The following is an 18998-nucleotide window of genomic DNA, read 5'->3' as shown; positions in this document are numbered from 1 at the left end:
TCAGGGCGTGAGTGCGCGCCGGTAGCAGCTCCGTCATACGGAAAGGGGCCGTCCCCGCGCCATTTAGGATGGGAACCATGCGCGCTGGCTCTTCCTTCTACATCACCACGCCAATCTTCTACGTGAATGATGTTCCACACATCGGGCACGCATACACCGAGGTGGCCAGCGATGTGCTCGCGCGGTGGCACCGTCAGTCCGGCGATGACACCTGGTTGTTGACCGGCACGGACGAGCACGGCCAGAAGATCCTGCGCACCGCGACGGCAAACGGCACAACGCCGCGTGCCTGGGCCGACAAGCTCGTCTCCGAAGCGTGGAAGCCGCTGCTGCACACCCTGGACATCGCTAACGATGATTTCATCCGAACGACGGATGCCCGCCACGAAGACGCTGTCAAGCTGTTTCTGCAGCGGCTGCACGACGGCGGGTTCATTTACGATGCCGAATACGAGGGCTTGTATTGCGTCGGCTGCGAGGAGTTCAAGCCAGAAAGTGAGATCCTCGAGGGCACGGGGGAGTACGAGGGTCAAAAGGTCTGCGCCATCCATTCGAAACCGCTCGAGTTGCTGCACGAGAAGAACTACTTCTTCAAGATGAGCGACTTCGGTGAGCGCCTGTTGGCGCTGTATCGCGATCGGCCCGATTTCGTGCAGCCGGAGAGCGCCCGCAACGAGGTCGTGGCATTCGTGTCGCAAGGCCTCAACGACCTGTCGATCTCCCGGTCGAGCTTCGACTGGGGAATCTCGATCCCGTGGGATGACTCGCACGTGCTCTACGTCTGGATCGACGCACTGCTCAACTACATCACCGCCATAGGATACGGCGTCGACGCAGCTGAAAACGACGGCCAATTCGATCGCCGTTGGCCCGCTCTGCACGTCGTGGGCAAAGACATCCTGCGTTTCCATGCAGTGATCTGGCCTGCCATGCTGATGGCGGCGGGCCTTGAGGTGCCGCATAAGGTGTTCGGGCACGGCTGGCTGCTGGTCGGCGGTGAGAAGATGTCCAAATCCAAGCTCACCGGCATCGCACCGAATCAGATCACAGACACGTTCGGTTCGGATGCGTTCCGCTACTACTTTCTGCGGGCGATCAGCTTCGGTCAGGACGGTTCGTTCAGCTGGGAGGACCTCTCGGCCCGCTATCAGTCGGAACTCGCGAACGGCTTCGGCAACCTCGCCTCGCGTGTGATCGCGATGGTCGCACGGTACTTCGACGGAGTCGTGCCCCAGCCCGGCGAGGCACTCGACGCGGAGTTGACAGTGCAGCGCATCGTGGCGGAGGCGGCGATCGCCGCCGATGCCGCAATCGAATCACTGGCCATCCACGACGCGATCGCGGCGATTTGGACGATCGTCGACGAGCTCAACGGTTACATCACGGTGCAGGAGCCGTGGTCGCTCGCGAAAGTCGACGCGCAACGTGACCGACTGGCAACTGTGCTGTACACGGCGACCGAGGGCTTGCGCGCTCTCGCCGTGCTGCTCTCGCCCGTGATTCCGCAGGCCACCCACAAGCTTTGGGCTGCGCTCGGTGTCACGGATGCCCTCGGCGCGTTGACCGAGCAGCCTCTGCGCGAGGCCGGCGTTTGGGGGCAATTGCCCGCAGGAACGCAGATCGGTGCCCTCGAGGCACTGTTCCCCCGGATCGAAGCGACCGTTGCGTAGTCACGCCGCCTGCTGGTCGAGTAGCGTCGACGCTCGCTGGTCGAGTAGCGAGCCGGTCCCTGAGCTTGTCGAAGGGCGAGCGTATCGAGACCCCGGCCAACACGTGGCGAGCGGCTTGCGAGGTCTCGATACGCTCGCTGGCGCTCGCTACTCGACCACCGGGGGCGCGCGATGAGTGATACCGGGCACGTTCGGGAACGCCGTCAGAAAGAGGGGCGGGATCTGTCCTACCCTCCGCTGCCGGAGGCCCTCGTGGTGCCCGTGTACGACAACCACACCCACCTGGAGATCGCTGATGGTGATCAGCCGTTGGACTACAGAACGCAACTGGACCGCGCGTCGAGTGTCGGCATCCGGGGGGTGGTTCAGGTCGGAAACGACGTGCCGACCTCGATCTGGTCGGCGGAGACGGCGGCGATCGAGCCGCGCATGCTGGCGGCCGTAGCCATCCACCCGAATGATGCGCCCGAGTACGAGGCGCGCGGCACCCTCGATGACGGCCTCGCTGTCATCGCAGAGCTGGCCACCCGCCCACGGGTGCGTGCGGTGGGCGAGACCGGGCTCGATTTCTACCGCACCGATGAGGGCGGCCGCGCCGCTCAGTTCCGCTCATTCGAGGCGCATATCGAGATCGCGAAACAGAACGATCTGGCGATGCAGATTCACGATCGGGATGCGCACGCCGACGTGATCGCGACCCTGAAGCGTGTCGGTGCGCCCGAAAAAACGGTCTTTCACTGCTTCTCGGGCGATGCTGCCATGGCGCGAATGTGCGCAGACAACGGCTGGTACATGTCCTTCGCAGGCAACGTGACGTTCAAGAACGCGCAGCCGTTGCGGGACGCGCTTGCGGTCGTGCCGCGTGCCCTGCTGCTGATCGAGACGGATGCGCCGTTCCTCACGCCCACACCGTTCCGCGGGCGACCGAACGCGCCCTACCTGATTCCGCACACACTCCGCGCGATGGCCGCGGTGCTCGGAACGGATGCGTCGATGCTCGCCGCGCAGATCTCCTCGAACACCGAGCTGGTGTACGGCAGGTGGGACGCGGAGCCGCCCGTCGCGACGCCAACCGGCCCGATCGGGCGTGTCGCGTGAGTAGCCCGCAAACGGATGCTGCGCTCCCCGAGCGACGAGCGGGCAGAGGAAGAGGATGAGCACCGTCAGGCTGCTCGGGCCGGCCGAGGTGCGCGATCTTGCCGACCTGCTCGGCGTGACACCCACGAAAAAGCTCGGTCAGAACTTCGTGATCGACGCGAACACCGTTCGCCGCATTGTGCGTGTCGCCGGTGTGCAGCCCGGCGACACGGTGGTGGAGGTCGGCCCCGGCCTGGGCTCGCTGACGCTCGGACTGCTCGAAGCAGATGCCGCGGTCATCGCCGTCGAGATCGACAAACGACTCGCCGCCCAACTGCCCGTCACGGTCGCTGAGCGCTGTTCTGAGGAGCCCCGGTCTGTGAGCTTGTCGATGGGCGACCAGCTCACCGTGATCCGCGCGGACGCGCTCCGGCTGACGGAACTGCCGGGACAGCCCACTCGGCTGGTGGCGAACCTGCCGTACAACATTTCTGTGCCCGTGCTGCTGCATCTACTGGACAGCTTCGCGTCGATCCGTTCCGGCGTCGTCATGGTGCAGTCCGAGGTCGGCCAACGCTTGGCCGCTGTGCCTGGCTCGAAAATCTACGGCGGCCCCAGCGTGAAGGCGGCCTGGTATGGCGCCTGGCGCACGGCAGGCACCGTCAGCCGCCAGGTGTTCTGGCCGGTTCCGAACGTCGACTCGATTCTCGTGGCCTTTCAGCGGCACGAAACCGAGCCGGGCGATGAGCCGTTGCGACGGCGCACCTTCGAACTCGTCGACGCAGCCTTCCAGCAGCGCCGCAAGATGCTTCGGCAATCGTTGTCGGCGCTCGCTGGCTCCTCGACCGAGGCATCCGTTGCTCTCGAGGCGGCCGGCCTCGCGCCGACCGCGCGCGGCGAAGAGTTGACCGTCGAGCAGTTCATGCGCATTGCACGGGCGCTGCCCTCGAGCTAGCGGTACTGCCATCGAGCTGGCCGCGGTGCGCCGGGCGCCCGCGCCTGCGTTAGGTTGGAAACATGACCGTCCAGGCCACCGAAACGATGGTGCAGGTGCGAGCCCCGGGAAAGGTCAACGTTTTCCTCGGGGTCGGCGCCGTGATGGACGACGGCTACCACGAGATCGCCACGGCCTATCAAGCCCTGTCACTGTACGAAGACGTCCGTGCCTTCCCGGCGCCCGATTTCTCCGTCCGGTTCACCGGCCCGATCGATACATCCGCGCTGGCGACGGACGGTTCCAATCTCGCGATCAAGGCCGCACGACTGCTCGCCCGTAAAGCCGATTTCAGAGGTGGGGTGCGCCTGGAGATCGAGAAAAACGTGCCGGTCGCAGGCGGGATGGGCGGCGGTTCCGCCGACGCAGCAGCAACGCTGCTCGCATGCGACGCACTGTGGGGCACCCAGCGCAGTCGCGAGGAACTGCACGCGCTGGCCGCACGCCTCGGGGCAGATGTTCCCTTCGCGCTGGCCGGCGGCACGGCGATCGGCACGGGGCGTGGCGACAGACTCAGTCCTGCCCTCGCGCAGGGAACGTTCCACTGGGTGCTCGTGATCCCGGCCACGCAGCTGAGCACCCCAGATGTCTACCGGGAACTGGATCGTCATCGGCAGCGTCACGTGCGCGACATCTTCCCGGCGGCAACGCGCCCCGTGGTCGATTCCAACGTGCTGCAGGCGTTGCGCGCCGGCGATCCGCGGATGCTCGCGGAGTCGCTTTCGAACGATCTCCAGGCTCCTGCAATCCATCTGAACCCCGACCTCGGCGACATCCTCGAGTTGGGGGAACGTGCCGGGGCTCTCGCTGGGCTGGTGTCAGGGTCGGGGCCGACGGTCGCATTCCTGGCGACAGATCCAGACAGTGCGCTCGATCTGCAGGTTGCGTTGAGCGCGGCAGGACTGCACGCGATCCGAGCAACAGGACCGGTGCACGGTGCACGGGTGATAGCGGAGGTACGAGTCGAATGAATGTGGCGGTGCGGTATTTCGCGGCGGCAGCCGAGGCATCCGGATGCGAGGAAGAGCACGTCGAACTCACCGACGGGGCAACCGTCGGTGAGTTGGCGACGCTCTTGGTCGAGCGTTACGGCGAGCCGATGGGCGCGGTCTTGAAGTCCGGCTCCTTCCTTGTGGACGGAGTCGTGCGACGCGACCAGCAGCATCCGCTTTCCGCAACGGTCGATATTCTGCCGCCGTTCGCGGGCGGCTGATCGTTCGGTGTTGTATCCGGGTGCTACAAGGCCAGGTGCCAGCCCAGCGCGATGTTGAATGCGGTGGCGACCATCAGGTACATCAGCCACAGGCCGGTGACCAAGTGCCAGAACCCGAGCGCGCGCTCACCGAGCTTGTTGCCGATCGACGCGAAGAAGTCACTGAAGTAGATCAGCGCCAGACCGACGAAAAGAAGCCCGACCGGCCAGTCACCTGCGACGAAGAAGATGATGGCTCCGACGACAGACAGGATGAAGAACGCCACGCACATGCCGGCGTTCGGGCGGGCGTCGTTGCCGCGATACCGGTTCCAGCCGAGCGCAAACCAGTGAATTCCATATGCGGTGAACGCCAAAGCTGCCATATACAGCGGGGCGCCCTTGAACACCTGAAACCAGGTGAGGCCGACGAACAGGATGATGCCGGTGACGAATTGGAAGAAGCCGGGGAGCCAGATGCCCCACGTGCCGGTGGCCCGATCGACCTTCTCATCACGTTTCGGCCAGCCGAACAGTTCTTGCGGACCGTAGATGAGATAGCCGGTTCCCAAACCGAAGAAACCGAGGGCGAGTGGAACATACGCTGAAACTGCGAAATTCATAATGCGCCTTCTTTTGAAGTGGCTTATATCAGATTTTCATCGTTTCCCTTAATCGGTGAAAATGCAAGAGACCGTCACGTTTGCTGGAAGATTCCTGTTCGCTATGCGGACATGAGCACGCACGCGGTCAACTCCATGGCAGGCGAAGGGCTTCGAGCACGTCTCCCTCCGCGGCACCGGTGCCCGGGCAGACGAGCACGCCCGCTGCGTCCGCGAGCCCGCGCAGCATGCCGGAGCCGTGCCAACTGGTGGGAACCACCGTGCCTTGAACGTTCGCATACGGCATCAGGCGCACACGGCCACTGCGCTCTATCAACGTCTGGCCGGCGGTGACGTGTTCCTGCTCCGGCTCCGGCAGGTCGAGCAGTCCGGCCACCAGCGGAGGCAGAAGAGTGAACAGGCCCATCATCGCCGCCAGTGGGTTGCCCGGCAAGCCGATCAGATAGCGGCCGTCAGCGAGCTGGGCGAGAAGACTCGGACCGCCGGGTCGCATCGCGATCCCGTCGATCACCATGCGAGCGCCGAGCCGCGCAAGCGCGTCGTGCAGGTGATCGGCATGGGAGTGGCCCGTTCCGCCTGTGGTCACGACAACCTCGCCGCCGGCGGTGCCGGTCGGCCGGTGCGATAGTGCGTCGACCAGAGCATCGAGCCGATCCGGCAGGCGCTGCTCGGAAGTGACGACGACTCCGAACATGCCGAGCAGCGCAGGAAACTGGGGGCCGAACGAGTCGCGCACATGACCCGGGGCGGGGATGCCCGCCGTCACAACCTCGTCGCCGGTGAAGATCAGGCCGGCGCGCACCTGCCGCACGACCTCCAAAGTGTCGTTGCCGCACACCGCTGCGACGGCGATGTGCGCAGGGTTCAACACGATTCCGGCCGGAGCCACCTGTTCGCCCTGCCGTGCTTCTTCGCCCGGTGGACGAATGTGCATGCCGTCCGCTGGTTCTCCGACGGATGCGTTCGGCCCGGGCTCGAGGATGCGTCCCGTCGCGCGGTCCGCGTCTCTGACCGCGCCGTTCTCGCTGCGCAGCACGGCGCGCGCGCCGACGGGAATCAGTCCGCCCGTCACGATGCGGGTCGCCTCGCCGGGCTGTAGAGTGCGCAACGGCGACGGGCCGGACTCGATCAACAGCCATGGTGCATCGCCGGCAACAGCCCAGCCGTCCATCGCGCTTGACGCGTAGTGCGGAACGTCGCAGAGCGCGGTGATTGCGTCGGCAGAACGCCTGCCGATCGCCTGTGCCAGCGGCACGGTCTCCGAACCGAGTGGCGAGGGCAGCCGGTAAGCCAGTGAGCGCGCTGCGTGCCAGTCGGCCGAGCGCATGGGCGCGTCTGGCTCGGCGGGGATTGCGCTGGCAGCGAGTGTGCCGTCGGCGTGCCGGGTCATGGCTACTATTCGTTCGCGTCTGCAGGGTGCGCAGCGGACTGCTCCTCGCGACACACGCGCCCAGCCGTGGCGATCGCTGACTGAACGGCAGACGTTACGTCCGTGCCGGCCGCGCTCGCGAGCCCTGCGGCGTAACCGACAATGAACGTGGTCAACGGTGCGGCAGGACGGGCGACGGCATGAGCGGCCCGGCCGGCGAGGCCGAGCACGGACTGCACGTCCACGGTCAGCCCCTGCACCTCGAGCGCGTCGGTCAGTCGGGCACTCCAGGCTTCCAGCAGTTCGTCGTCATCGTGTCTATCGGGCATGGAGTGCTCCTCGGTCGTGTTCCTGTTGGTCTGTTGTTCCTGTTGGTCTGTCGTTCCTGTTGCTCTGTTGTTCCCGTCGCCCTGGCGTTCGTGTCGCCCCGCGTGTGCAGCGCTATGCCGAATCGCGCGGCGTCCGCCGGCGTATCGATGTCGTCGGTCGATCCGGTCGGCGCCGCAACGGTGACGAGGTTCAGGGCGCCGATCAGCCTGCGCATGGGCAGCCCATCGAGGTCGTTGCGAGTGCGTCGGTCGGCGGCCGCGGTATGCAACGATGACCAGCGGTAGACCGCAGTCAACGGCTGAGTGCGTTCGTCAGCATCGACGAGCATCACGCCGTCTGTGCCGTCCGAAAGCGGGAGTGCCGCAAGCAGCGACGGCACAGCTCGAGCGACCTGCGGCAGGTCGCAGGCAAGAACCAGCAGAAGCGCGGCGGCAGCGTCGGCCTGCCCTTCGGCATGCCGCGCTGCATCGTTCAGTTCCGCGTTGTCTAATGCGGCGATCCCAGCGGCAAGCCCGGCGGCGGGGCCGCCGAACGGCGGATCCTCCCGCGCGAAGACCAGTTGTCCTGGGTCGGCGTGCTCGGGCACGAGCGAGTCGCTGCCGACGATGGCGATTCGACGCGCTCCGGCGTCGATAGCAGCCGCGATCGCACGATCGAGCAGGCTGGTTCCGCGGTAGAGGAGTTGGGCCTTGTCTGCGCCGGCCAAACGGGAAGACCGCCCGCCCGCGAGCACGACCGCATCCATCCGCATGCTTCCACCTTAGTTCTGCGGCGATCCTGCCCGGCCGCGGTCGCCGGCGCCCCCAATCCTCGGTGCTGCCAATCCTCGGTGCGGGCCGGCGCGTGACGAGGTGGGTCATGCGAGATGATGGAGAAGTCGAGATCTTGCCGGGAGAGGGCTACATGACCACCGTTGCTGAGCACCAGGCCGCCGTCGAAGCGCTCCTCGAGCCGCTGGCGCTTGCCTTGCGCGACCCGCAGTCTGCCGAAAAGCTCGAACTGACCGTCGATGGCCTGATCGCGCAACCGCAGCTGTATCGGGACCGCGTTCTGGCGAGAGACGTTGCCGCGGCGCTCGCTCTTCCGCCTTTCGACAACTCGCAGATGGACGGATACGCGGTGCGCGCAGCCGAACTCGCCGGTGCGGCGCCTGAGACGTCGGTGCGTATTCGCGTCGGCATGACGATAGCGGCGGGCGACCCAGTTGGGGTTTTGGCCCCGGGTACTGCCGCGCCGATCATGACCGGTGCCCCGATTCCGGCGGGGGCGGATGCGATCGTCCCCATCGAGAGGAGCGACCCGCCTTACTTCGTTGCAGCCGACGGCAGTTCAGTCGACGGCGCTGCAGCCGACGGCACTGCCGCCGCGAGCACGCAGACCGTCGGCTTCGCAGAACAGCCCACCCCGGGAGCGTTCGTGCGCACCGTGGGCAGTGATCTGCCGGTGGGAGCAACATTGCTGGCTGCGGGTTCGCGTCTCGGTCCCGCGCAGTGGGGCGTGCTCAGCTCGGGCGGGGTCGTCACGGTGCCGGTGCGGCCACGCCTGCGCGTGCTCGTGCTCTCCACCGGCCACGAATTGAAGAAGCCGGGCGAACCACTCGAGTCTGGGCAGATCTACGACGGCAACTCGACCGTACTGGCGGTCGCGCTCGCCGAGTGCGGCGCGACCGTGCGAGCCGCCATGCTCCCCGATAATCCAGCGGATGTCGTCTCCGCGTTGGCAGCCAATGCGGCCGAGACCGACCTCGTCGTCACGACCGGTGGTGTCAGTGCCGGGGCATTCGAGGTCGTACGTGAAGCGCTCGCGCCGGCAGGCGTGGTCTTCGGCCCCGTTGCGATGCAGCCTGGCGGCCCGCAGGGTCTCGGTGTCGCACAGTTCGATGCGGCCAACGGACGCGAGGCGTTCTCGGTGCCGGTCGTTGCATTCCCCGGCAACCCGGTCAGCACGCTGGTGTCCTTTGAGATGTTCTTGAGGCCCGTGCTACGCCGGCTGGCCGGACTGCCCGAGCACCGAACGGTCGCCCGGTTGCCACTTGCGCAAGCGGTCGAGTCGATGGCTGGAAAGCATCAAGTGAGGCGCGGCATCCTGAACGCCTCTGGTGCGGTCGAATTGATCGGCGGCGCCAGTTCGCATCTGCTGCACTCCTACGCACTGTCGAGCGTTCTCGTGCACTTTCCGGTCGGTGTGACGCGCGTGGAAGCGGGCGAGCTCGTTGAAATCTGGAGGATCGATGCCTGAAGAGGCAAGCACTGACGCGCAACGCACAGGAGCGGGGCTCACCCACCTGCGAGCCGACGGCTCCGCCCACATGGTCGACGTGACGGACAAGGCGCCCACCAAACGCACGGCGCGCGCACAGGCCGTCGTAATCACCCGGCCGGATGTCGTCGCAGCAATCTCCGACGGAAGTCTGCCCAAGGGCGAAGCGATCGGCACGGCCCGCATCGCCGGCATCATGGGCGCAAAGCAGACGTCGTCGCTGATCCCGCTGTGCCATCCGCTGCCGCTGACCGAGCTCGCCGTCGACATCCAGCCGCAGGGAGATCACGTTCTGGTCATCGCGACCGCAACAACCGTCGCCGTGACCGGTGTGGAGATGGAAGCGCTGACGGCGGCGAGCATCTCCGCGTTGACCCTCTACGACATGATCAAAGCGGTTGACAACCGTGCCGTCATCACAGACATCATGGTGCTGGAAAAGCAGGGCGGCAAAAGCGGCGATTGGAGTCGCCAGTGAGGATTCAACCGTGAGGATTCAACAGTGGAGGATTCAACCGTGAGGATTCAACAGTGAGCGCCGGTACCGGGCACTGGCAGGCGGTCGTCATCGTCGCATCCACGCGGGCGGCGGCCGGTGTCTACGAGGATCGCACCGGTCCGGTGATCACCGCATGGCTGCGTGAACGTGGCTGGAACGTGGAGAATCCGATCGTCGTTGCGGATGGCCGCGCCGTGGCCGATGCGCTCGAAACGGCCGTGGCCGCCCGCCCAGCGCTGATCATCACCACCGGCGGCACCGGAATCTCACCGACCGACAGCACTCCTGAGGCGACAGCGCCGCTGCTGCAGCGCGAGATCCCCGGGTTCATGGAGGAACTGCGTCGCCGGGGTGCGGCAGTGACGCCGACCGCGATCCTGACGCGAGGGCACGCAGGCATCGCCGGCAGGAGCTTCGTCGTCAACCTGCCCGGGTCGAGCGGTGGCGTGCGGGACGGCCTTGACGTGCTCGACGGCATCCTGGATCACGTGCTAGACCAGCTCGGCGGCGGTCACGCCGGTCACGGGCGCTGATTATCTCAGCGCGGGAGTGTCATTTCTACCGGCTGGAGTGTCAACGCGTTCGGGCGCCGATCCTGCGGCGCCGCGAGATCCACGCGATCCCGGCAGCGACCAACCCGATCACGGCCGCGATCAGCACAATGTAGAAAGCGACGCTGAGGAAGCCTTCCGCCGAGTTGTGCGGATCCAGGAACGGGTAGGGGTACCAGTAGGCCTGGTGGCGGATCGGGTCTTCGGTCACTGGCGCACGCAGCATGGTGTACGCCACCCAGACCAGAGGGAAGATCAAGATCTTCAGCACGGCGCCGCCCCGCAGCGGGCTGCGGCCCGGGGCCAGCAGCCAGTCCAGCAGCAGATAGATCGGCGCAATCACGTGCAGAATCTCGTTCGACCACTGCACCGTCACACCCTGCGGCAGTTCGATGCCGCGCAGCAGCAGGTTGTACACGATGCCGGTCACGACCATATAGGTGACGACGGATGCCCGCACCAGCGTGAACCATTTCGGGTCAGCGCCCCTGCTGGTCACCAGGATCACGGCTCCGATCAGGAGCACGATAGCGGCCAGCGCGTTCGAGTCAATGGTGAAGAAGCTGAAGTAGTTGGTGATTTGTGTCGTCAAGTCGGTGACCCCGCTGCCCAGCCAGAAGCTGATGCTCGTACTGAGCTGTGCGATGATCGCAGCAATGATTGCGATCCCGGCGATCGCTCGGAGGAGCGCGAAAACGATCCTCATGCGGCATCCGCCCAGTGCGCCGGACGGTCAGCCCAGAACGGTAGTCGCGTTGCGGCGTCGCCGATCGCCGCATTCACCTGGAATTGCGTCAGATACAGGGTCTCGGAAAGGTTTGAGCCGCCGACGCGAGCGTCTCTGAAATCCGCGCCGAGCACATCCGCTCTGCTGAGATCCGTATCACGCAGGTCAGTCGCGATGAATAGCGCGCCACGGAGGTTCGCACCGCGCAGATCGATGCCCCGAGCAGAGGCCCCGATGAGGTCTGCACCGGGATGGAACTTCTTCGGCACCGGAGGTGTGCCGACGCTGTGAGCGCCGGCACGTACGAGTTCGCTACCCCGCGCGAGGACGGCGTTGACGCTCTGCCGGTGCGCAGCCACGTCAAGGGCGAGGATTGATTCTGCCGAGCCCGTGGTCAGCAGTTCGGTCGCGGTTCGCACCCGGTCGAGCTCGTCGTAAAGGGGCGCCGCCTGCGGTGCCGCCCGCGCGGCCTCGAGATACCAGAGCATCTCGTGCAACTGTCGCATGACCGGGAACACCGCGAACATAGGCCCGCGGGTCTCTGCCGCATCGCGCCAGTTGCGACCGCCGAACGTTGTCTGAGTGACTTTCTGACCGGCTCCGAAGCAGTCGAAGGTGGTGCAGCCCTTGAATCCGCGTTCCCGCAGGTTCGGGTGGATGCCGCAACGAAAGTCATCCTGCAGGTTCACGCACGGCTCGCCCGCGGGCTTGTCGTAGCCGAAGTCGGCCGATTTCGCGTAGGCCAGGGCAACACAACACAACCCAACGCACTGTGAGCAGTCTGCTTTCAACGTGCGACGACGATCTTCGTGGAGCGAGGGCGGCGTATGCGACATGTGCCCAATTCTGCCGGTTGCAGCCCGTCAGTGCGAGGAGCGGCCGGCTTCAGCGCGTCTCGGTGGTCGAGTAGCGAGGAACGAGCGTATCGAGACCTGGTAACGGGTCTCGATACGCCTGCTCGCTGCGCTCGCGGGCTACTCGACCAACGAGCTTGGTGGTCGAGTAGCGAGCGCCAGCGAGTGTATCGAGACCTCACACCACGGGTCGCGGGGTCTTGATACGCCTGCTCGCTGCGCTCGCGGGCTACTCGACCGACGAGGTGTGCTCGCGCGCTACTCGACCGACGAGGTGTGCTCGCGCGCTACTCGACCGACGGGGTGCGCACGGCGGGGGCTTCGACGAACCGGTAGTACTCGATGCCGAGGTCGGCGAATTCGGGGGTGTTCGTGGCGCCGACATGGTCGACGACGAAACCCGCCGTGGTGGGTGCTGCGACGAAGCCGGCCGTGCGACCCTCGTGCAGCGACAAATACTGCTCTTCGGTGAGATCGACCGTTGGGGCAGCCAGTGCCGTGTCGATGTTGATACGACGCGCGGCATCCCGCCAGTCGGCCGCCACTCGCATCGGCAGCGCCTCGGCAGCGTCGCCGCTGCCATAGCCGAGGGCGAGCCACTCCTGCCCGCCGACTTCGACGTCGTCTGCCTGCGCCTGCCACAAACCAGCGGCCAGCCAGGCGGGCAGCGCGGCCGTGTACAGATTGCCGAGATCGCGCATCAGGTCGGAGCCGAGCCCGAGCTTGTCGTCGACGAGACGCTTCCAGGCCTCGGTGCGCACCAGGTACTGACGCAGCTTCCGAGAAAGCGGGAACACCTCACCGGTGTCTTCGCCGATGTGCGCGTCATCGTGACGGAACGGCGACGGTGCCAGCAACTCGGCGATCAGGCCGTCCGCATCCACGCCGGCGTCTGCGCAGTAGCCGCGCAGCGTGGCCTGACCTGCTTCGCCGTCGGCGGCGAGCGCAAACAGATAGGACATCACCCAGCCGGTTGCGGGCATCCGGTGATAAGGCCGGTGCATGAATACCGCATCGACCTCGTCGAAATAGTCGACGGCGCGACCGGGGCGCTTGCCGAGCATCATCGCCATGGCATGGTGGGTCGCATCGATGTAGCAGCTGGTCGAATAGCGGCCGTTGAAGACCGGTAGATCCTGCATCTGGCCGTCGTCGCGCGGCGGCTGGCGGAAGCGGGCGAACGGTTTGCGGAAGTCGACCACCCGGTAGTCGGAATCACTGCCGGCACCCGCCAGATCGATCTCAAGCAGTTTCGCGTCACCTTCGACGAGCATCGCAACGGCGCCAGCACCCTGCGTCGGTTCGCCGCTCGACCCGATCGCATACTCTGCGACGTCGGCGCCGACCACGATGGCCTGCCGGCCCACCCCGTCCGTGGCAAGATAGCGCAGCGCGCCCTTCAGCCCGTAAACGCCGCCCAAGCAGGCCTGTTTGAACTCGGGCACCTCGCAGTCCCTGCCGAGTTCGGGCATGCCGTTCGCACGCAGTGCATCGTTGATCATGCCCTTGATGATTACCGCGCCTGCGGAGTTGTCACTAGAGGACTCCGTACCAAGCGCAAGGAAGCCGACCCGGCGCGGGTCGACGTCGTAGTCGCGGATCAGGCGCCAGACGGCGTTCGCCGCCATCGTGTAAACGCTCTGGTGGGGGCCGCGCATGCGGAACGAGCGTCCAACGACGCTGCGCACCTTGTTCCACGGCTCGTCATTCCAGCGACACCAGTCCTCCAACTGCACCCGATAAGAAGGGAGGTACAGCGACAGCCCACTAATTCCTGATGTCAACGGTTATCATTCCCGGTCTCGTGCTGGGATGCCCCCACAACGGGAGCCCAATTGCTTGGCCAATTTTAGCAATCGATCAGCGCGCCCTTTGACGTCGCCGTGGTTTCGCGGCACTGATCATCGAGATTCCGCCGTGCCGCGCACCGGTCGCTAGAATTCACCGTAGGCGATCGGAGCACCTCTGTGGTCAAAACCATCGGCGGTGAGACCACCGCACACGCGCGTGCGCACAGCAATATCGCCCTGATCAAGTACTGGGGCAAGCGGGAGCGCGCCCTGAACCTCCCCGCCGTCGGGTCGATCTCGATCACGTTGGATGCGCTCAGCACCGACACGTGGGTCACGTTCGATGCGGGCGTGCCCGATCCGCGCATGCGCCGCGCCGACACGTTCATTCTCAACGGTCAGCCCGGCGAGGTCGGCGTTGACAGCAGGGTTTGGCGTGTGCTCGAGCGCGTGCGCGAACGCGCTGGACTGAACGCCAGCGCGTCGGTCAGCTCGTCGAACGACTTTCCGACGGGGGCAGGGTTGGCCTCGTCGGCATCCGGATTTGCGGCACTCGCCGTGGCCGCGTCGCACGCGGCCGGCCTGGAGTTGCACGACCGCGAACTGTCGATCCTCGCACGACAGGGGTCGGGGTCGGCGGCTCGATCGATCTTCGGCGGCTACGTCGAAATGCACGTCGGAAGCGCGGCAGACGGCTCCGATGCTTTCGCAGAACCCCTGCTGGATGCTGAAACCTGGCCGCTGAGCGTCGTCGTCGCAATTACAGACCACGCGGCAAAATCCGTGTCATCGGGCGCCGGCATGGGTGCGAGCTCTGCGACGTCGCCGTTCTTCGGCGCATGGGTCGAGCGTGCAGAAGACGATCTGGCCGGCATGCGCGCTGCGATCGCGGCTCGCGACTTCGGCGCGCTCGGCGAGCTCTCCGAGTACAGCTGCCTCAAGTTGCACGCACTCATGTTGACGACGCGCCCTGCACTCATCTACTGGAACGCCGCCACCGTTGCGGCCATGCACACCGTGCGACGGCTGCGCGCAGACGGGGTGCCGACCTACTTCACGATCGACGCAGGGCCACAGGTCAAGGCGGTCTGCGCTCCAGCGGATGCCGCGACCGTCGCCGCAGCGCTCGCGGCAGTTCCCGGTGTTGCTGACGTGCGCGTCAGCGGGCTGGGCGGCGCCGCCCAGCTGGTGGAGACATGATGACGGCCGCGACCGCAAGCGCCAGCGGCAGCGGCAGCGCCAGCGGCAGGATCACGGCATCGGCGCCGGGCAAGCTCTTTCTGCTCGGTGAATACGCCGTCTTGCATGGCGCGCCGGCGCTGTTGACGGCCGTTGATCGGCGGGCGCACGTGACTGTGACCACGGCGGATGCTGCGCCCAGCGGGGCCGCGGAACCCGAGCGTTGGCGAGTCATCGCCCCAGCAATCGGCATCGCCGGGTGTGTCTTGGAAGCCGACGGGTCGCTGCCGATCGCCCTGGACGCGGCCACCCGCGAGCGGTTGCGCGTCTTCGACGCGGTGAGACGCACTGCCGCAGCAATGGCGGTCGAGTCTCCGACCGGGTTGACGGTGACCATTGACACCGCAGCGTTCTGGCATCGGAGCCACAAGCTCGGTCTCGGCTCGAGCGCCGCTGTTGCCGCAGCGTTGACGACGGCGCTGGCTGCTGCTCACCGGTTGCGCCTGACTCCGAGCGAGCTTCTCGACTGCGCGACGACCAGCCACCGCGCGGCGCAGGGCGGCGCAGGCAGCGGCGGCGACGTCGCGGCCAGTTGCAGCGGGGGGTTGATCACATTCACCGGCACGTCGGGAGCAGCTCCTGGCGCGGAGGTGATCCGGCAACGGTGGCCGGACGACCTCGAACTGCGAGTGGTGACGACCGGAACCGGCAGTAGCAGCACCGAGCTGGTTGGACGGGTCGCGGAATACGGTCGCCGTGATCCAGCCGGCCACGCCGCCGACCTTGACCGGCTGGCCGGTCTGGCGGGCCAAGCTGCTGCGGCGCTGTCCTCGGCTGACGCATTTCTCACGCTCGCCGATCGGTATTGCGATGCTCTGATCGCGCTCGACTCGCATGCCGACGCTGGGATCATCACGGACGAGCACCTCCGGCTGCGCAGCCTGGTCGCCGCGAGCGGTGGCGTGTTCAAGACGTCTGGTGCCGGTGGCGGCGACGTCGGGCTGGTCTTCGCCAGCAGGGGCGTGAATGCGACGGCCGTCGCATCCGCTCTTCGGGAGGCGGGGATTCAGACGGTCCCGCTCGGATTCGGTGCGCCCGGAGTGCGGGTCGAGCAGTCGCCACGTGCGGACGCGCCCGCCGCCGGCTCGTTCGGCCGCGGCCGCCGCAGTGAAACGGAGGGCGCATTGTGACTGACTCCCGCATCCCGAAGTTCTACCAACTCAGCGTCGCGGAGCGGTGGCGCGTGCTCCATGAGCGCGGGATCGTCAACGACGCGGACTTCGAGGCATTGGCCGATGGCAGCTATCGACTCGACACGGAACAGGCCGATCGCCTGACCGAGAACGTCATCGGCGTGTTCTCGATGCCGCTTGGGCTCGGCCTGAACTTTCAAATCAACGGGCGGGACTACCTGGTGCCCATGGTGGTCGAGGAACCCTCGATCATTGCCGCGGTCAGTTCGGCGGCACGACTCGTTCGGCGGGCAGGCGGATTCACCAGCATCGCGCAGACACCGATGATCCTCGGGCAGGTTCAAGTGTTGAGCGTGCCCGACCCCGCGGCGGCGCGGGAGCGGCTGCTCGAACGTGCAGGCGAGATTCTCGAGCTGGCGAACCGGCAGCATCCGAACATGGTGGCACGCGGTGGAGGCGCAACCGGCATCGAGGTGCTTCTCCATGGCGCAACCGCGCATGACGGCGAATTGCTCGTCGTGCACCTGATCGTCGACAGTCGTGACGCGATGGGCGCCAACTTGGTCAACACCATGTGCGAGGCCGTCGCGCCGCTGATCGAGCAGATCAGCGGCGGGCGGGTGTTTCTGCGGATCCTGTCGAACCTTGCCGACCGTGCACTGGTGCACGCCCGAGCGGTCATTCCGGCCCAGCGATTGGAATCGGGCCAGTTCACCGGCGAACAGGTGCGCGACGGGGTTGTGCGGGCGAATGAGTTCGCCGCGATGGACCGCTATCGTGCCACCACCCACAACAAGGGCATCATGAACGGCATCGACGCCGTTGCGATCGCCACCGGCAACGATTGGCGCGCGATCGAGGCGTCCGCTCACGCATATGCGGCGCGGGGCGGGGTCTATGCGCCGCTGACCGCGTGGCAGACGGATGCCGATGGCAACCTCGTCGGGGAGCTCACGATTCCTTTGAAGGTCGGCACCGTCGGCGGGCAGGTCGAGTCGAATCCGGTCGTGCGGATCGCGAATTCGATCCTCGGGGTTGAGACTGCGGCGGAGCTCGCTGAGGTGATGGCCGCCGTCGGGCTGGCGCAGAATCTGGCGGCGCTCAAGGCGCTGTCGACCGAGGGGATCCAGCCTGGGCACATGCGGTTGCACGCGCGCAGTGTCGCGGTCGCAGCCGGTGCGACGGGAGCCCTATTCGACACGGTGGTTGACCGGCTGGTCGCCGGCGGTGACATCAAGGTGTGGAAGGCGCGGCGCATCCTCGAGGGGGTGCAGGTTGAGCGGGCGCGTGCCGAGGCGGCGAGTGCGAGTGAGAAGGGCCAGTCGGCAACGCGCGATGCGGGGTCATCGGCATCCGTTGCCGAGGTGACCGAATCGGCTTCTGGTGACGCGGAATCGGTCGCCGGCGAGACGGCAGCATCCGATCCGGGCGCGAGCGCTGCAGCAATGTCCGCAGCTGTCATGCACTCCGGTTTCGGCAAGATCATTCTGTTCGGCGAGCATGCCGTGGTCTACGGTGCGCACGCGGTTGCAGCGCCGATCGCCCTGGGGATCCACGCGCGCGCGGTGCGGCAGCGAGGCGTGGTCGAATTGTCTTTCCCCCAGGAGGAGCCCGGCTCACCGACTCCTGCCGTAGCGGAGCTGTCCTCTCGGGTACTCGCACTGGTCGCGCAGCAGTTGGGTGTTGGAGGCGAGGGCATCCGGGTCGAGGTATTCGCAGATCTGCCGCGCGCGAGCGGGCTTGGCGCATCCGCAGCGCAGGCGGTCGCGCTGATCCGCGCCGTCGCCGACTGCTGCGGAATTCCCATCGACGACGCCGCCGTGAACGCGATCGCCTTCGAGTGCGAAAGGATCGTGCATGGCACGCCATCCGGCATCGACAATACGGTCGCGACCTTCGGCAAGCCGATTCTGTTTCGGCGAGCGGATGCCGAGCGCGCGCCGCAGATCGTGCCGGTGGTGCCACCGCATCCGATTCCGGTGATCATCGGGCTGAGCGGCGTGCGTTCGCTGACGTCGCGCACCGTCGAGAACGTACGCGCGGGTCGCGACCGATGGTCATCCCTCTATGATGCAATCTTCGCGCAGATCGACACGATTGCACGTGCCGGCGCGGATGCCCTGGGTCGCGGTGACATTGCGCAGCTCGGCGATCTGATGAACATCAACCACGGGCTTCTGAACGCGCTGCAAGTTTCGAGCCCAGAACTGGAAATGCTGGTGGACGTCGCGCGGCGCGCCGGCGCGCTCGGCGCCAAACTGACCGGCGGGGGCGGGGGCGGCGCGATGATCGCGCTCGCGGAGCTGGACAATACGGCTGCGGTCGCGGCGGCGATGCGCCGGGCCGGGTTTGCGACCTTCGCTACGGAGATCCGCTAGTGGTATGTCTGCGAAATGATTAGTGTTTTGGTTGTTATTGTTGGTGGTTGGGGAGTCCGGCGCCTGCTTTGGTGATGTCCGGTGGTCAGCGTGCGATGCTGGTCGTGTTGTCGAAGTCGCAGACGGCGGCGCGTCGTGAGGCGAAACGGTCGCGTGTTTTGTAGTTGGCGGCCGATGGGGTTGCCAATTCCACGATTGCTCGGACAGTGTAGGTGGCGCCGGCCACGGTGCTCGCTTGGCGTAGCTGGTTCGAGCAGGAGGGGTTGGCGAAGTTCACGCGGGGTGCGTACTGGGCGGGGCGGTCAGCCGGTCA

Annotated in this window: 18 protein-coding genes; 11 read left to right on the top strand and 7 right to left on the bottom strand. The window is 66.3% G+C overall.

The genetic code is table 11. The features are described from left to right. Positions 1-77: 77 nt before the first annotated feature. The 5 genes from metG to QU604_RS15620 all read left to right on the top strand — a co-directional run bounded on the left by metG (position 78) and on the right by QU604_RS15620 (position 4954). Entirely contained in the window at positions 78-1670 is a 1593-nt protein-coding gene (gene metG / locus QU604_RS15640) for a methionine--tRNA ligase (protein ID WP_308465543.1), read from the top strand. 171 nt (positions 1671-1841) lie between these two features. Continuing rightward, complete coding sequence (locus tag QU604_RS15635) at positions 1842-2768, top strand: TatD family hydrolase (protein WP_308465542.1); 927 nt, start codon at positions 1842-1844, stop codon at positions 2766-2768. A 55-nt stretch (positions 2769-2823) separates the two neighbouring features. Then, the gene (gene rsmA, locus QU604_RS15630) at positions 2824-3702 is read left to right on the top strand and encodes a 16S rRNA (adenine(1518)-N(6)/adenine(1519)-N(6))-dimethyltransferase RsmA (protein ID WP_308465541.1); all 879 of its coding nucleotides are present in this window, start codon (positions 2824-2826) and stop codon (positions 3700-3702) included. A 62-nt stretch (positions 3703-3764) separates the two neighbouring features. After that, positions 3765-4712, top strand: coding sequence for a 4-(cytidine 5'-diphospho)-2-C-methyl-D-erythritol kinase (locus QU604_RS15625; RefSeq protein ID WP_308465540.1), 948 nt, complete (start codon positions 3765-3767; stop codon positions 4710-4712). After that, positions 4709-4954 (top strand): MoaD/ThiS family protein, encoded by a 246-nt coding sequence (locus QU604_RS15620; protein WP_308465539.1) that lies wholly within the window; start codon positions 4709-4711, stop codon positions 4952-4954. Before QU604_RS15625 ends, QU604_RS15620 begins: the two co-directional genes overlap by 4 nt. A 23-nt stretch (positions 4955-4977) precedes the next feature. Here QU604_RS15620 and QU604_RS15615 read toward each other — a convergent pair whose 3' ends face one another. From QU604_RS15615 to QU604_RS15600, 4 genes are all read right to left on the bottom strand, one after another. Next, positions 4978-5556 carry a hypothetical protein gene (locus tag QU604_RS15615; protein WP_308465538.1) on the bottom strand — a complete coding sequence of 193 codons (579 nt, stop codon included), beginning with the start codon at positions 5554-5556 and terminating at the stop codon, positions 4978-4980. A 127-nt stretch (positions 5557-5683) separates the two neighbouring features. Further along, positions 5684-6946, bottom strand: coding sequence for a molybdopterin molybdotransferase MoeA (locus tag QU604_RS15610; RefSeq protein ID WP_308465537.1), 1263 nt, complete (start codon positions 6944-6946; stop codon positions 5684-5686). 5 nt (positions 6947-6951) lie between these two features. Then, positions 6952-7254, bottom strand: a complete 303-nt coding sequence (locus QU604_RS15605; RefSeq protein ID WP_308465536.1) for a DUF6457 domain-containing protein — start codon at positions 7252-7254, stop codon at positions 6952-6954. Beyond that, a complete protein-coding gene (locus QU604_RS15600; RefSeq protein ID WP_308465535.1) occupies positions 7200-8006 on the bottom strand; it encodes an NTP transferase domain-containing protein in 807 nt (268 codons plus the stop codon). Before QU604_RS15600 ends, QU604_RS15605 begins: the two co-directional genes overlap by 55 nt. A gap of 107 nt (positions 8007-8113) precedes the next feature. On the opposite strand from QU604_RS15600, the gene QU604_RS15595 reads away from it, so the two are divergent. From QU604_RS15595 to QU604_RS15585, 3 genes are read left to right on the top strand one after another with little or no spacing between them, the layout of a single operon-like run. Next, on the top strand, positions 8114-9493 hold the full coding sequence (locus QU604_RS15595) for a molybdopterin molybdotransferase MoeA (RefSeq protein WP_308465534.1): 1380 nt from the start codon (positions 8114-8116) through the stop codon (positions 9491-9493). Further along, positions 9486-9992, top strand: coding sequence for a cyclic pyranopterin monophosphate synthase MoaC (gene moaC, locus QU604_RS15590; protein ID WP_308465533.1), 507 nt, complete (start codon positions 9486-9488; stop codon positions 9990-9992). The genes QU604_RS15595 and moaC overlap by 8 nt, the downstream gene beginning before the upstream one ends. A gap of 53 nt (positions 9993-10045) precedes the next feature. Beyond that, on the top strand, positions 10046-10546 hold the full coding sequence (locus tag QU604_RS15585) for a MogA/MoaB family molybdenum cofactor biosynthesis protein (protein WP_308465532.1): 501 nt from the start codon (positions 10046-10048) through the stop codon (positions 10544-10546). Positions 10547-10586: 40 nt separating this feature from the next. Here the strand turns inward: QU604_RS15585 and QU604_RS15580 are convergent, their stop codons facing one another. The 3 genes from QU604_RS15580 to QU604_RS15570 form a co-directional block, all read right to left on the bottom strand. After that, positions 10587-11270, bottom strand: coding sequence for a Pr6Pr family membrane protein (locus QU604_RS15580; RefSeq protein WP_308465531.1), 684 nt, complete (start codon positions 11268-11270; stop codon positions 10587-10589). After that, complete coding sequence (locus tag QU604_RS15575) at positions 11267-12127, bottom strand: pentapeptide repeat-containing protein (RefSeq protein ID WP_308465530.1); 861 nt, start codon at positions 12125-12127, stop codon at positions 11267-11269. The genes QU604_RS15580 and QU604_RS15575 overlap by 4 nt, the downstream gene beginning before the upstream one ends. A gap of 305 nt (positions 12128-12432) precedes the next feature. Then, positions 12433-13929 (bottom strand): hydroxymethylglutaryl-CoA synthase, encoded by a 1497-nt coding sequence (locus QU604_RS15570; protein WP_308465529.1) that lies wholly within the window; start codon positions 13927-13929, stop codon positions 12433-12435. Positions 13930-14112: 183 nt separating this feature from the next. Between QU604_RS15570 and mvaD the strand changes: the two genes are divergently transcribed. From mvaD to QU604_RS15555, 3 genes are read left to right on the top strand one after another with little or no spacing between them, the layout of a single operon-like run. Then, on the top strand, positions 14113-15135 hold the full coding sequence (gene mvaD, locus QU604_RS15565) for a diphosphomevalonate decarboxylase (protein ID WP_308465528.1): 1023 nt from the start codon (positions 14113-14115) through the stop codon (positions 15133-15135). Then, positions 15132-16304: a mevalonate kinase family protein gene (locus tag QU604_RS15560; protein ID WP_308465527.1), complete on the top strand. Its 1173-nt coding sequence runs from the start codon at positions 15132-15134 to the stop codon at positions 16302-16304. The genes mvaD and QU604_RS15560 overlap by 4 nt, the downstream gene beginning before the upstream one ends. Continuing rightward, positions 16301-18685 carry a hydroxymethylglutaryl-CoA reductase, degradative gene (locus QU604_RS15555; protein ID WP_308465526.1) on the top strand — a complete coding sequence of 795 codons (2385 nt, stop codon included), beginning with the start codon at positions 16301-16303 and terminating at the stop codon, positions 18683-18685. The genes QU604_RS15560 and QU604_RS15555 overlap by 4 nt, the downstream gene beginning before the upstream one ends. Positions 18686-18998: the final 313 nt, after the last annotated feature.

It is taken from the genome of Rathayibacter sp. SW19, from assembly GCF_030866825.1.
Lineage (GTDB): Bacteria > Actinomycetota > Actinomycetes > Actinomycetales > Microbacteriaceae > Rathayibacter_A > Rathayibacter_A soli.
This window is presented reverse-complemented; position numbering and strand designations above follow the sequence as displayed.

Coding starts and splice junctions, on each gene's coding strand:
- QU604_RS15620 (WP_308465539.1), top strand. CDS start 4,709: ATGAATGTGGCGGTGCGGTATTTCGCGGCGGCAGCCGAGGCATCCGGA.
- QU604_RS15605 (WP_308465536.1), bottom strand. CDS start 7,254: ATGCCCGATAGACACGATGACGACGAACTGCTGGAAGCCTGGAGTGCC.
- QU604_RS15615 (WP_308465538.1), bottom strand. CDS start 5,556: ATGAATTTCGCAGTTTCAGCGTATGTTCCACTCGCCCTCGGTTTCTTC.
- rsmA (WP_308465541.1), top strand. CDS start 2,824: ATGAGCACCGTCAGGCTGCTCGGGCCGGCCGAGGTGCGCGATCTTGCC.
- QU604_RS15560 (WP_308465527.1), top strand. CDS start 15,132: ATGATGACGGCCGCGACCGCAAGCGCCAGCGGCAGCGGCAGCGCCAGC.
- moaC (WP_308465533.1), top strand. CDS start 9,486: ATGCCTGAAGAGGCAAGCACTGACGCGCAACGCACAGGAGCGGGGCTC.
- QU604_RS15575 (WP_308465530.1), bottom strand. CDS start 12,127: ATGTCGCATACGCCGCCCTCGCTCCACGAAGATCGTCGTCGCACGTTG.
- QU604_RS15625 (WP_308465540.1), top strand. CDS start 3,765: ATGACCGTCCAGGCCACCGAAACGATGGTGCAGGTGCGAGCCCCGGGA.
- QU604_RS15580 (WP_308465531.1), bottom strand. CDS start 11,270: ATGAGGATCGTTTTCGCGCTCCTCCGAGCGATCGCCGGGATCGCAATC.
- metG (WP_308465543.1), top strand. CDS start 78: ATGCGCGCTGGCTCTTCCTTCTACATCACCACGCCAATCTTCTACGTG.
- QU604_RS15595 (WP_308465534.1), top strand. CDS start 8,114: ATGCGAGATGATGGAGAAGTCGAGATCTTGCCGGGAGAGGGCTACATG.
- QU604_RS15610 (WP_308465537.1), bottom strand. CDS start 6,946: ATGACCCGGCACGCCGACGGCACACTCGCTGCCAGCGCAATCCCCGCC.
- QU604_RS15635 (WP_308465542.1), top strand. CDS start 1,842: ATGAGTGATACCGGGCACGTTCGGGAACGCCGTCAGAAAGAGGGGCGG.
- QU604_RS15600 (WP_308465535.1), bottom strand. CDS start 8,006: ATGCGGATGGATGCGGTCGTGCTCGCGGGCGGGCGGTCTTCCCGTTTG.